This is a genomic window from Williamsia soli (assembly GCF_017377795.1).
GTDB lineage: Bacteria > Actinomycetota > Actinomycetes > Mycobacteriales > Mycobacteriaceae > Williamsia > Williamsia soli.
Genome location: NZ_JAFRDR010000002.1, coordinates 124,122 through 137,492 on the forward strand (window position 1 = coordinate 124,122; position 13,371 = coordinate 137,492).

General features: G+C 65.9%; 9 protein-coding genes. 6 read left to right on the plus strand and 3 right to left on the minus strand.

Features of this window, described 5'->3' with window-relative positions:
- Nucleotide 1: 1 nt before the first annotated feature.
- Both J3S28_RS05115 and J3S28_RS05120 read right to left on the minus strand, forming a co-directional pair.
- Nucleotides 2-1,525 carry an NAD(P)/FAD-dependent oxidoreductase gene (locus tag J3S28_RS05115; protein ID WP_372435937.1) on the minus strand — a complete coding sequence of 508 codons (1,524 nt, stop codon included), beginning with the start codon at nt 1,523-1,525 and terminating at the stop codon, nt 2-4.
- 134 nt (nt 1,526-1,659) lie between these two features.
- The gene (locus J3S28_RS05120) at nt 1,660-2,310 is read right to left on the minus strand and encodes a GNAT family N-acetyltransferase (RefSeq protein WP_237341122.1); all 651 of its coding nucleotides are present in this window, start codon (nt 2,308-2,310) and stop codon (nt 1,660-1,662) included.
- A gap of 386 nt (nt 2,311-2,696) precedes the next feature.
- On the opposite strand from J3S28_RS05120, the gene J3S28_RS05125 reads away from it, so the two are divergent.
- The 4 genes from J3S28_RS05125 to recD all read left to right on the plus strand — a co-directional run bounded on the left by J3S28_RS05125 (nt 2,697) and on the right by recD (nt 11,650).
- The gene (locus tag J3S28_RS05125; RefSeq protein WP_207838435.1) at nt 2,697-3,140 is read left to right on the plus strand and encodes an acyl-CoA thioesterase; all 444 of its coding nucleotides are present in this window, start codon (nt 2,697-2,699) and stop codon (nt 3,138-3,140) included.
- 68 nt (nt 3,141-3,208) lie between these two features.
- Nucleotides 3,209-6,499, plus strand: a complete 3,291-nt coding sequence (gene recC, locus J3S28_RS05130; RefSeq protein WP_207838438.1) for an exodeoxyribonuclease V subunit gamma — start codon at nt 3,209-3,211, stop codon at nt 6,497-6,499.
- A gap of 4 nt (nt 6,500-6,503) precedes the next feature.
- Nucleotides 6,504-9,803 (plus strand): UvrD-helicase domain-containing protein, encoded by a 3,300-nt coding sequence (locus J3S28_RS05135; RefSeq protein WP_207838440.1) that lies wholly within the window; start codon nt 6,504-6,506, stop codon nt 9,801-9,803.
- A complete protein-coding gene (gene recD, locus J3S28_RS05140) occupies nt 9,800-11,650 on the plus strand; it encodes an exodeoxyribonuclease V subunit alpha (RefSeq protein WP_307796860.1) in 1,851 nt (616 codons plus the stop codon). Before J3S28_RS05135 ends, recD begins: the two co-directional genes overlap by 4 nt.
- Here recD and J3S28_RS05145 read toward each other — a convergent pair.
- Nucleotides 11,643-12,443: a PIG-L family deacetylase gene (locus tag J3S28_RS05145; RefSeq protein WP_207838444.1), complete on the minus strand. Its 801-nt coding sequence runs from the start codon at nt 12,441-12,443 to the stop codon at nt 11,643-11,645. The two genes, recD and J3S28_RS05145, sit on opposite strands and share 8 nt — an antisense overlap.
- 132 nt (nt 12,444-12,575) lie before the next feature.
- Here J3S28_RS05145 and J3S28_RS05150 point away from each other — a divergent pair, with 132 nt between their 5' ends.
- Nucleotides 12,576-12,818, plus strand: a complete 243-nt coding sequence (locus J3S28_RS05150) for a LapA family protein (RefSeq protein WP_207838446.1) — start codon at nt 12,576-12,578, stop codon at nt 12,816-12,818.
- A gap of 99 nt (nt 12,819-12,917) precedes the next feature.
- Nucleotides 12,918-13,292 carry an alpha/beta-hydrolase N-terminal domain-containing protein gene (locus tag J3S28_RS05155; protein ID WP_307796862.1) on the plus strand — a complete coding sequence of 125 codons (375 nt, stop codon included), beginning with the start codon at nt 12,918-12,920 and terminating at the stop codon, nt 13,290-13,292.
- Nucleotides 13,293-13,371: the final 79 nt, after the last annotated feature.

Here is a 13,371-nt window from a genome sequence, read left to right on the forward strand (position 1 = left end):
ATCAGCTCGCAGCCGGTTTGGGTTGCGCCGCGGTCTCGGAACCCGATGTGGCGTCTGCCTCCGCCTTGCGGACCTTCGGCGTCGGATCGGAGAGCACCGGCTTACCACTCGGTGTCTCGGCCGCGTCGCTCGGGAGCAGTTCACCCGACTCTTTGCGTCGATCCAGATCGATCTGCGCAAGTTGGTCCAGTGCGTTACGCGCCAGCACCTGCTGCTCGGTGATCGTGAGCTGAGAGCGACCCTTGGTCAGGAACGCGAACGACCAGTCGACGATGGTGTTGAGTCGACTGCGGAATCCGACGATGTAGACCAGATGCAGCAGCAGCCACCCGAGCCACGCGAAGAAGCCCTCGGTTTCGAGGTTCTTCTTGAATCCGGGCACCGGTACCGACATGACCGCGCTGAACTTCGAGATGGTCGCCATCGAACCCTTGTCCCAATACTTGAACGGCTCGCGATCCTCCGGTTTCGCACCTTTGAGTTCAGCCTTGATGGCGTCCGCGGCGTACCGGCCACCCTGGATCGCGCCCTGGGCCATACCGGGGACGTCTTCGACCGACATCATGTCGCCGACGACGAAGACGTTCGGGTTGCCGGGTATCGACAGGTCGGGGAGTACCTTGACCCGGCCCGCTCGGTCCAGTTCGACGCCGCTCTGTTCGGCGAGTTGCTTGCCGAGCGGGCTGGCGGCGACACCAGCCGACCACACCTTGCACTGCGACTCGATCCGGCGGGTGCTGCCGTCCTTCTCTTTGACCAACAGTCCGTCGTAGTCGAGGTCGACGACCATGGCGTTGAGCTGGATCTCGACACCCATGCTCTCGAGCCGTTTGGCCGCCTTTGCGCCGAGATTCGGGCCCATCGGGGGCAACACCGCGGGTGCGGCGTCGAGCAGGATGACCTTCGCTTCCGTGGAGTCGATGTTGCGGAATGTGCCCTTGAGGGTCTTGTCACTCATCTCGGCGATCTGCCCGGCCAGTTCGACGCCGGTGGGGCCGGCGCCGACGACGACGAACGTCAGGAGCCGGGCGCGCTCCTCGTGGTCATCGGAGAGCTCCGCCTGCTCGAAGGCGCCGAGGATGCGGCCACGGAGCTCGAGGGCGTCGTCGATGGTCTTCATCCCGGGGGCGAATTGGGCGAAGTGGTCGTTGCCGAAGTACGACTGATCGGCGCCTGCCGCGATGATGAGGCTGTCGAACGGCGTCTCGGTGATCCGCTCGAGCAGCCTGGAGGTGACCACCTTGTTCTCGAGGTCGATGGACTCGACATTGCCCATCAGCACCTGCGCGTTTGCTTGTTTCCGCAGGATCACCCGGGTGGCCGGGGCGATCTCGCCTTCGGAGATGATGCCGGTCGCGACCTGGTAGAGCATCGGCTGAAACAGGTGGTGGGTGGTTCGCGCGATCAGGGTGACGTCGACATCGGCCTTTCTCAGGCGCTGGGTGGAGAACAGGCCTCCGAAGCCGGAGCCGATCACCACCACCCGGTGCCGGGTCGAACCTACGGTCTCGTCACTCATGACCATCTCCTGTCAGTTTGCGGATTTTGCGGCCGGGATCTCCAGGGCGTGTGGGATCCGCACCCTGCTAACGGTAGTCAATGAGTGGCGTTTGGTCGCGGCAAGGTGGTCTTTGTTGCGCGGAGTGTGGCCCGCGGGGTTCAGGCGATCATGTCGGTGGTGGTGCGAGCGGCCCAGGCCCAGGGGAAATCGTTTGCGTCCCAATAGCTTTTGAGTATTTCGTACTCGACTTCGCCGCGTTGCGCGCCGGCGATGGAGATGTCTGCGCAGTCGTGGAGGCGGGCGAGTCGCAGGCCTGATTTCTCCATCACCCGGCGCGATGCCGTGTTGACCGCCATGGTCCCGGCAAATATGCGACTGATGTTCAATTCCGTGAACGAGAGTTGCACCAGCGCGCGGGCGCCCTCCGTGGCCAGACCGCGACCCCACATCTCGCGTCGCAACCGGTAGCTCAGTTCGAACTCCGACTGCGAGGAATGCCGAGGTGCCCGCAGACCGAACCAGCCGACGAAGCTGGCGGCGGCAGGATTGGGGTGACCGACTGACCGTGCGGCCACCAGATCGAGCCGGTCGAGCGCCACCCAGACGCCGGCGCCACCTCGGTGCCGGGCTTCTGCGACGGCGCGCGGGATGACCCACTCCTCGATGACCTCCCGCGGGGTGGCGACGCCACCGGTGACGTACCGCATCACCGCGGGGTCGCTGTCGAGGGCGACCAGATGGTCGGTATCGGACGCGGCAACCGGGCGGAGCACCAGGCGGTCGGTCTCGATGATCAACGAACTCCTCATTCCCCTGGTCCGCCTCTTTCAGCCGAACTGGCGGACTGCTGTGCGCATACTACGGTCTACCGGCCGATGGTGGTGAACATTCACACTCGAGTGTCGGCCGTTCACCCCTCGAGGTCTCGACGGTCATCGTGGACGGTGAACCCGGAATCAACGCCGATCGGACCGACATCCGTGGCGACCGAATGCGTGTGCGCGTGTCCACCCAGGCGCTGTCAAACTCGAGGGTATGCAGGTTGCTCTCGAACCCAAGGGCGTTCGGGTGGTCACGGTGTGTCCAGGTTTCGCGAAGACCGTGTTGACCGAGTGGGGGCGAAGGTATTCGGTCGCCTGCGAAATGAGCCAGACCCGGCAACGTCCCCGGACTCATTGCCGTTAGGCTCGGAGCGATGAACGAGCGCCTGCCCCAACCCGCCGAGGTCGCCCTGCACCTGCGCTGGGGCGACATGGACATCAACAAGCACGTCAACAACGTCCAATTCGCGAGGCTGTTCGAAGAGGCCCGGGTTCGCACGATGTCGGAGTGGTTCGCCGGCCGACCGTGGGGGACCGGCGCCTTCCACATCGCCCGTCAAGAGATCGAGTTCGTCGCCCCGTTGTTCTATTCGTCCGAGCCGGCGGTCGCCAAGGTATGGATCAGCCGGGTCGGGACATCGTCCTTCGACTTCGGTGCCGAACTGCGTGACGCCGTCGGGGGCATCACGGCTCTCTGCGAAACAACCGGGGTGACAGTGGATTCGGAGACGGGATCGTCCCATCCGATCCCCGATGCGGTGCGAGAGTTCCTGATATCGAGGCTTGCCGATCCTGTTCCGTTCCGCCGCCGCGCCTGAGGCGGCTGTCGCTCGGTGTGTCGTGGCCGCGTGATATACCGCGTGAGGACCGGAAGGGGACTCCCAGCGTGTTGAAACTGCATCGCGCCGAACGCACCAACACCCTGGTGACGGCGCTCGCCGAGATCTTGGCGGTCCCGATGCCGGACCCCTTCGCCGCCGAGATCGTCGCAGTGCCCGCCCGCGGCGTGGAGCGCTGGGTGACCCAGCAGTTGTCCTCGGTGCTCGGTACCACCGCACGGATGTCCGGGGATGGCATCGCCGCCAACATCGAGTTCCCATCACCGGCCGCCCTCGTCGACGGGGTGATCGGGTGCGTCGGTGGCGGTCAATCGGCGTCGGTCCGGTATGACGACGACGACCCCTGGTCGGCCGGCCGGATGCTCTGGACCCTGCTGTCGGTGATCGACGATGCCGCCGATGATCCGGTGTGCGCCATCCTGGCACGGCATCTCGGACGCTCTGGACCGGACCGCGGACGTCCGGGTTTTCGGATCGGGCGACGCTACGGCACAGCAGAGCATCTGACACAGTTGTTCCGGGGATACGCCACCCACCGTCCACAGATGATCGTCGATTGGGCTCGCGGCGCCGACACCGACGGCAGCGATCAGCCGCTCGGACCGGAACTGCTCTGGCAGCCTCATCTGTGGCGCCTGCTCCGCGCCCGCATCGACAACCCCAGTCCTCCCGAGCGACTCGACGATGTGTGCGCCCTGATACGGCAGGAACCGGACCTCGTCGATCTGCCACCGCGGGTGGCGCTCTTCGGGGCGACCCGACTCAGCACAGAACAGCTGCAGGTCTTGGCCGCGCTCGGTGTCCATCGTGAGGTGAATCTTTTCCTGCCACACGCGAGCCCCGCGCTGTGGGACAAGGTCCGGGCTAATGCGACGGTGCGGCGCCGCAGGGAGATGGTCATCGGCGACGTCGATCATCCGTTGCTCGCGTCACTGTCCCGGGAGGTTCGGGAACTGCAGATGCGTCTGACGCCCTTCATCGACGAAGACGTCCACCATCCTGCGGGTCCAACAGCGGGCACGCATCTGACGCAACTTCAAGAAGCCCTGCGTGAGGATCGGGTACCCACCGGGTCGATGAGCCCCGATGGAAGCATCGAGGTGCATTCCTGTCACGGCGCGGCCCGCCAGGTCGAGGTTCTGCGTGAACTCATCTTGCACCTGTTCCAGGACGACACCTCGCTCGATCCCCGCGATGTCATCGTCATGTGCCCCGATGTGGAGACCTACGCCCCGTTGATCAGGGCGGCGTTCGGTCAGACAACTCACCTGCACCCGGGCCATGAGCTTCGGGTCCGGTTGGCCGATCGCGCTCTGCGCCAGACCAACCCCCTACTCGAGGTGATGTCCGAACTCCTGACGCTCGCGGGTGGGCGAGTCAAGGCCAGTGAGGTCCTGGGTCTGGCCGAGAGCGCGCCTGTGCGTGCCCGATTCGACTTCAGCGACGACGATCTCGAGCGGCTACGCGAATGGACCGCTGAATCGGGTGCTCGGTGGGGGATCAACGACAATCAGCGAAAGCCGTTCGGGCTCGGTGGTTTTGCACAGAACACCTTCAGCGCCGGCCTTGACCGGATCCTCCTCGGAGTCGTCGCCGACGAGACCGAACTGAGCTGGCTCGGCACGGCGCTTCCCCTCGACGACGTCGACAGCGCCGACGTGGATCTCGCGGGGCGGTTCGCCGAGTTCGTCAGTCGACTCGACTCCGCGTTGGCCACCCTCCGCGGACCGCGTCCGGCAGCGGAGTGGGCGCAGAACATTTCTGCCGCAATGGATCTGCTGACCGCGGTACGTCCGGCTGACAGTTGGCAACGGGGACAGGCCCATCAGGAGGTCGCCGCGGCCACCGAGCACGGGTCCGAGGTGGTGGTCCGGCTCGCAGACATCCGGGCGATGCTGTCTCGACGGTTGGCGGGCCGTCCGACCCGCGCGAACTTCCGTACGGGAGAACTCACGGTGTGCACGATGGTGCCGATGCGAGCGGTACCGCATCGGGTGGTGATCCTGCTCGGGCTCGATGACGAGAGCTATCCCCGCGCCGGAGGGGGCAACGGTGACGACATCCTGGCGTCCGACCCCTGGGTGGGAGAGCGTGACATCCGCAGCGAAGACCGGCAATTGCTGCTCGACGCGACCATGTCGGCTGTGGACCGGTTGATCGTGCTCTACACCGGCAACGATCCGGTGACCGGGCTGCGGCGGCCGCCCGCGGTGCCGGTGGGCGAACTGCTGGACGCCGCAAACGGAATGCTTGCGACCGGGTCGGTGCTGACCGTTCATCCCCTGCACGCGTTCGATCCTGCCAATTTCGTCGTGCCTGCGCCGTTCAGTTTCGATCGTTCGGCGCTCGCGGGCGCGCGCGCCACCCGTGGTGTCCAGGTGGCCGAACCACAGCTCCTGTCAGATCCGCTGCCACCTCGTGCCGGGGACGTCGAATTGGCGGAATTGATCGCGTTCGTCGAGCACCCGATGCGGGCCTTCTGTCGGCAGCGACTCGGCCTCTACCTGCCCGGCGATGAGGAAGAGCTCGACGACGTGCTCAGTGCAGAGATCGGGGGCCTGGACAAGTGGTCCATCGGCGATCGGATGCTGGCAGCGCGGCTGGCCGGCGTGGACGCAGCGGCGCTGCGAGCCGGTGAACTGAGGCGCGGCACCCTGCCACCGTTCCGCTTGGGCGGTGAGGTCTTTCGTGGGATATCCGACGACGTCGAAGCGCTGGTCGCTGCGGCCGAACCGCTGTACGAGGGCAGCCCGGAATCGTTCGACGTGACCGTCGACCTCGCGGGCGGCAGGCGCCTGACGGGTACGGTGACCGGCGTCCACGATGGGGTATTGGTTCGCACGGTCTTCTCGCGGCTGGCGGCCAAACATCGGGTCGCGGCGTGGGTGAACCTGCTGGCGTTGGCGGCAGCGGAGCAGCGCGACTGGTCTGCCGTCGTCGTCGGACGAGCCCGTTTCGGGAACCGGCTGCAACGATCCCGGTTGACGCCGCCTGCCGACCCCGGCGAGATCTTGCAGCAGATCGTGGACCTGCGTGATCGCGGGCTTCGTGCGCCTCTGCCGTTGCCCACCGCTGCCGGCGCCGAATACGCCGCACGACGGTACCGAGGGGACGACGATGCGCTGGCGCTCGATGCGGCGGAGAAGAGCTTCGACAACCAGTACGGCGGCGAGGCCCAGGACCTGTACGTCCGGTACCTCTTCGGTGGCGTCCTGACTGCTGTCACCGCTGCTGAACCCGACGCCGGCGAGAGAGCGTGGGACCAGATGCCGACCCGGTTCGCCGCGTCGGCCGTCAGACTGTGGAACCCTGTCCTCGACGCCGAGAAGGTGAACTGATCAGATGACGCAGAGTCGGATCGTCCCGGTCACCTTCGACGTGACGGGCCCGCTGCCCACCGGAACCACGGTGCTCGAGGCCAGCGCAGGCACTGGAAAGACCTATGCAATAGTCGGGCTCGCGGCCAGACACGTCGCGGCAGGAGTGCCACTCTCGGAACTGCTGCTTGTCACATTCAGCCGTTTCGCGACTGCAGAACTACGTGAGCGCACCCGCCTTCGGTTCGGCGGACTGGTCGACGCGCTGTCAGATCCTGCTGTTGCTGCGGGCTCAGACGATCCGCTGGTCACGATGCTCGCGAAAGGTGCGCCGGCCGAGGTCGCGGCCCGCCGGACGAATCTGATCGCAGCGCTGTCGGACTTCGATGCCGCGACCATCGCCACCACGCACACGTTCTGTAGCAGGATGCTCGACGGCCTCGGCATCGCAGGAGATTTCGAGAACGACATCACCCTCGTCGAAGATGTGGGAGACCTGATCACCGAGGTCACCGATGACCTGTACCTGAAAAAGTACAGCGGCAGTGACGGTGTGCCGTTCAGTGTGCGCGACGCGCACGCCTTCGCCAGGGCCGCGGTCTTCCAGCGGCAGGCGCGACTGGCCCCGGATGCGGACCCCGGCAGCGATGAGTACTTTCGCGTGGAGTTCGCGGCACAAGTGCGCGCCGAGGTGGAACGCCGCAAACGGATGACCAACATTCGCGACTACGACGACCTGCAGACCCTGCTCCGCGACACGCTCGTGGACCCGGAGCACGGACCGCAGGCATGTGCGCGAGTCCGTAGCCGATTCCGGGTGGTGCTCGTCGACGAGTTCCAGGACACGGACCCGGTGCAGTGGGAGATCTTCAAGGCGGCGTTCCACGGTCACACCGACCTCGTGCTGGTCGGCGATCCGAAACAGTCCATCTACGCATTTCGTGGCGCTGAGGTCTTCAGCTACCTGGAGGCGGTCAGAACCGCGGACAATCACCAGGTGCTACCGACCAACTGGCGTAGCGACGCCGGCTTGGTCGAGGCGCTCGACCATGTCTACGGCAATGCGGCCCTGGGCAGTCCGGAGATCGTCGTGCACCACGTCGACGCGAACACCTCGCAATCGCGGTTGCCGTCCGTGGCACCACTGCGGCTGCGATACCTCAAGCGGAGTGGCCACGGGCCGTTGAGCAAAGCCGGGTTCCCGGTACTGGACAGATTACGACGCTCAGTCGCCGACGATGTCGCTGCCGACCTGGCCGAGCTGCTCAACGCCCGCCCGGATCTCGTCGTCGCCGGTCAGGCCCGGCCGGTCGCGCCCGGCGACATCGCAGTGTTGGTGCGAAACCACAAGCACCTGAGCATGATCCAGGCCGCACTCGATGACGCGGGCGTCCCGTCGGTGCTGGCGGGGGGAACCAGCGTCTACAGCACGCAGGGTGCGCGGGACTGGTTGTGGCTACTGCAGGCCATGGAACAGCCCAGCAGGTCTGCCCGCGTGCGGCTCGCAGCCCTGACCCCTCTGCTCGGCTGGACAGCCACGGAACTGGACGAGGGGGGCGATGAACTCACCGCCGACATCAGCACCCTCGTCAGGGAACTCGTATCGGTGTATCAGACGTCCGGATTTGCTGCGGTTTACGAACAACTCTCCGGGCGACGTGACATCGCCGGGCGGATCCTGACCATCACCGGCGGTGAGCGCAGACTCACCGATCTGACCCACGTGGCGCAACTCTGTAACCGAGCGGTCGTCGAGCGCGGGCTCGGGTTGACCGCGTTGGTGCGCTGGCTGCAAGAGTTGATCTCCGATCCGACCACCGGGAACCAGGCCGACCAGAGTCGCCGGCTGGACAGCGATGCCGAAGCGGTGCAGCTGCTGACAGTGCATCGCAGCAAGGGTCTCGAGTTCCCCGTCGTCTACGTCCCGTACGGCTGGGACGCCGCCCGCAACCCGACGCCGGCCACTCTGGTGCTGCACGACGAGACCGGCGAGCGGGTACTCGATATCGGAGGAAAGGACGCGCCCGGATACCGCATGCGTCGGGAGGCGTCCGGCTCGGAAGACGACGGCGAAGAGTTGCGGCTGCTGTACGTCGCCCTGACCCGGGCCGGATCCGCGGTCGTACTGTGGTGGGCTCCAGGCGGACCGACGAGGTCGTCGCCGCTGCACCGTCTCCTGTTCAGCCGCGACCGCGCGACGCCGGACCCCCGGCCCACCGTCCCCGACGACGCCACCGCGGCGCGACGTCTCACCGAATGGGCTGAGCTGGCCGGTGCCGGTGTTCGGGTGGAACCAGCGCGCTTCGACGGGCTGCAGGTCCCGCGATGGGACGATCGCTCGACGCCTGAGGGCGAACTCGACGCCGCTCACTTCGATCGTCGGATCGACCACACCTGGCGGCGTACCTCGTATTCGGCCCTGATCGCCGGGTCGCAGCATCAGGCCCCGGTCGCCAGTGAGCCCGAGTACTCGGAGAAGACCGACGAGCAGACGGAGGAGCCGCTGGCGGAGCCTGTCGACGACGGGCCAGAGGAGTTGAGGCATCCGTCGCTGATGAACTCCCTTCCCTTCGGTGCCGCGTTCGGCACCCTCGTTCACGAAGTCCTCGAACTGGTCGACACCGACGTCGACGACCTCGCGGCCGAGGTGCGATCCAGATGTGCGGACGCGGTGCGAATCCGTCTGGTGGACATCGATGTCGATGCGCTGGCCACAGCGCTGCTCGCGGTGCTGGCAACCCCGCTAGGCGAGGCGCAGGTGACGCTCGCCCAGATTTCGTCGTCGGATCGGCTGCCGGAATTGACCTTCGAGCTTCCGCTCGGATCACAGACCGAGGCGACCCTGAGGGGCATCGGTGATCTGATGGAGCGCTTTCTGCCTGCCGCAGATCTGCTCGCCGACTACCCCGAGCACCTACGTCGAGTACCTGCGCCGCCGCTGCGTGGTTTCCTCACCGGAAGCATCGACGCCGTCCTCCGGCTACCCGGCAACTCATTCGTGGTCGTCGACTACAAGACCAACCGGACCGCTCGCGGCGATCTCAGTTGCCTCGACTACACACCCGAGTCGATGGCGCGCGAGATGGTTCATTCGCACTATCCACTGCAAGCGTTGCTGTATTCCGTTGCGCTGCATCGCTATCTCCGCTGGCGGTTACCGGACTACACACCGCAGCAGCATCTCGGCGGTGTGCAGTATCACTTCGTCCGGGCCATGATCGGACCGCAGACCCCGGCCGGATGCGGCGTCTTCGAATGGAAACCGCCTGCCGAACTGATCGTCGCCACGTCGGATCTGATCGCGGGAAGGGTTCTGACAGCGTGAGTATCGAGTCAGACAATCGAATAGTGCAGCGGGCCCACCCGGCGCTTGCGCCTTTCAACCGGGCCGGCGTATTGAGCGCCGCTGACATCCACGTGGCGCAGACCCTCGCGACGCTGAGCAGGTCCGAGATCGAGCCCACGGTATTGCTCGCTGCGGCGCTTGCGGTCCGGGCGGTCCGGCTGGGGTCGGTCTGTGTCGAGGTCAACCGCCTGTCCGAGGTGGCCGTCGACACCGAGGAGTTCGGCATCGACCCTGCGACCCTGCCGTGGCCGGATCCCGCCGAGGTCGCCGCCGCCCTCGCGACGAGTCCGTTGGTGGTGGGCGCCGATTCGGGCCCGCTGCGTCCCCTGTATCTGGCCAAGACACCTGAGGGGCCGCTGCTCTATCTGCGCCGATACTTTCTGCAGGAACAACGCATCCGCGAGGTTCTGGACGAGCGTGCACAGAGCCATCCGGTCATCGACGCGGGGCGGCTCACAACCGGACTGGACAAGCACTTTCCCGATGCGGCGCCGGATCGGCAGCGTGTGGCCGCCGCGTTGGCGACCGCGGGCTGGACCACGGTGATCGCGGGCGGACCGGGTACCGGGAAGACCCACACCGTGGCCCGCGTCTTGGCCTTGATGTTCGACGAGTACGGTCCACAGCTGCGAGTGGCACTGGCCGCGCCGACAGGACGCGCTGCGGCACAGCTGGAAGAGTCCGTACGGTCGCAGTCGACGGCCCTGGGACTGCCCGAGGATCTGACGGCTACCACTCTTCACCGACTTCTCGGCTGGAAGCCCGCCAGCCGCAGCAGATTCGCCCACGACGCGAACAACCGCCTACCCCACGACCTGGTGGTGGTCGACGAGACCTCGATGGTGTCGCTGACGATGATGTCTCGGCTGCTCGATGCGTTGCGTCCGCAGAGCCGATTGGTGTTGGTCGGCGATCCCGACCAGCTGGCCTCGGTCGATGCGGGGGCGGTCCTGGCCGATCTCGTGGCCAGACCGGTCTCGCAGCCGACCCATCCGGTCCTTCAGGACGTGCTGGCGCCTGATCTGGTGGCAGATGCGAAGGATGACGATGCGCTCACCTCTGACGAGCGGGAGCGCCTCGGCGGTGGCGTCATCCGGCTCACCAAGGTGCGCAGGTTCGGTGAGCAGATCAAACGCCTGGCCTCAGCTGTACGCGAGGGTGATTCCGATCTCGTGATCGAACTGCTCGGTGCGGGTCATCCGGAGTTCGAACTAGTCGATCCCGATGACCTCATCGCCGTCCGAGGTGAGGTGGTGACCGCTGCGAGTAGCGTCGCCGAGGCTGCCGCTGCCGGCGACCCTCGATCGGCGCTCGCGGGCCTACAGACCCATCGGCTGCTGTGCGCGCACCGTGAAGGATCGTCCGGTGTCGAGTACTGGTCGCGGCTGGCGATGGAGTGGATCGACGCGCCTGCCGATGCCCTAGACGTGGGCAGCTGGTATCCCGGTCAGCCACTTCTCGTGACCGCGAACGACTACGACACCGGGATCTTCAACGGTGACACGGGGGTCGTGGTGAGTACCCAGGGGCGATTGATGGTGGCTTTCGCCCGTGGAGCCACGTGGAAGCTGCTGCACCCGTCGCAACTGGTGGCAGCTGTACCCGTGTACGCCATGACCATTCACCGGAGCCAGGGCTCGCAGTACGAGTCGGTGTCTGTGGTGATTCCGCCTGAGCGGTCGGCGCTGCTGACCCGCGAATTGCTCTACACCGCGATCACACGAGCGAGCGGGCACGTCAGGCTGATCGGTACCGAGGCAGCGGTCAGGGCAGGCGTCGACCGTAAAGTGTTGCGTGCCAGTGGATTGCGGACGCGGGTCAATTGATTTTGGAGTTTCTCGCGTCATCGCCGAACGCAAGGGCATCGACCGAGTCGGCATCAGCTGTCAACGGCATCCGCATGAACCATTCGTTGCGGAGCACCTGGCGCCGGGTGTCTTCCGGCAAACCCGCGAGCATGGTCATGGCACCCCCTCTGGCGATCTCACTGCGGTGCGCGCACAGAGCCTGCCACTTGAGATCGAGCCAGGGCTCCACATCGATGGTGGTGTCCACGGCTTCGTCGGGGATGCCGGGCAAGGGGCCTTCGGGCCCCGGCGACTGCTTCATCACCGGCGGCCACAGCACCTGCGCGATCGACAGCGGCATCGTCGCGAGATACACCAACTTTGTGCGCCAGGGCTTTCCGGTCCCCGGGTACAGCTGCGGGTAGGCAGCTGCCCCGACCGCGGCCAGGGTCACGCGGTGCGCCTGTACATGGTCCGGATGCCCGTAGATTCCGAGCGGATCGTAGGTCAGCACGGTATCGGGGCGGAACTCGCGGATGTGCGTCACGAGTGCACCGACTGCCTCGTCGAAAGGCGCATCGCAGAACGCAGCTCGGCCGGGCGCGGAATCATCGACCAGGCGGTCTCCATAGCCGAGCAACTGCGGGTCTCCCGCGCCCAGTAGCTCGAGCGACTCTCCGAGCTCCATCGACCGCGTCGTGCCCGCCGCCCAGGTACAGGTCACGACCGCGGTCCGGCCACCGAGTTCCGAGCACCGAGCCAGGACACCGCCGGTCCACAAAGCTTCGTCGTCGGGATGCGCGTGAACGCAGAGCAGACTTGGATGCGGCATCATTTCAGCGTAGCCGGGGCCGGCGGATCGGCGACCGTAACGGCTGTGGGTGGTGACGAAGCCCTGCTCACGGCCGCGTGGAGCGCATAAATTCCGAACTACCAAGTGAAGGTGGCGGACTAGAGTCACTCCATGACCCAAAGCTCGCCCCGTAAGACGAATGTGTTCGCGAAGGTTTCGCCCGCCGGCTGGGCGGCCCTCGTACTGTCGATCATCGCAGTGATCTTCGTACTGCAGAATCGGCGTTCGACGAGTATTCAACTGTTCTGGATCACAGTGGATTCGCCACTGTGGTTCACCCTGCTGGCTGTGTTCGCGGTGGGTTGGCTGGTCGGGGTGCTCACCATGCGCGGACGCGCGAAGCGCAAGATCTGACTTCACCTACGGCGTCTGGTCCACGGTGATCTCCGGGCTTGCCAGCTTGTGATCTCTCCTGTGTGAAGATTGCCCGCCTGTGAAGAATTTGGAGGCGCAGTGGCTGTCGTGTGGAATCAATTGGTGCCGAAGCGGATGGTCTTCGGCGGGCTTGTCGTCGCGACCGTCTCCGTGTGGTTGTCGATGACCCCGTCGCTCCTGCCGCGGGGATGGTTGTTCCAAGGTGTCGTCAGCGGGGCCTCGGCTGCGATCGGGTACGGGGTCGGTGTACTCGGATCGATGCTCGTCCGGTATGTCGTCAGGCGCGAGGCTTCCGCGAACGCAAAGCGCATCGCCTGGCGGGTACTGGCGGGCGTCGGGGCGACCGGCACGATCCTCGGTCTCGTGTGGTTCGGATCCTGGCAGAGCGAACTGCGCGACCTCATGGGTACCGAGGAGTTCGGAGCGTTCGGGTACCCACTGGTCAGGTGCTGACGGACCAGCAGGCAGCCACCGAATGAGAAGATCCAGACGGGGTACGGGCTGCGGATCACTTGCACGCAGAGCACACTGA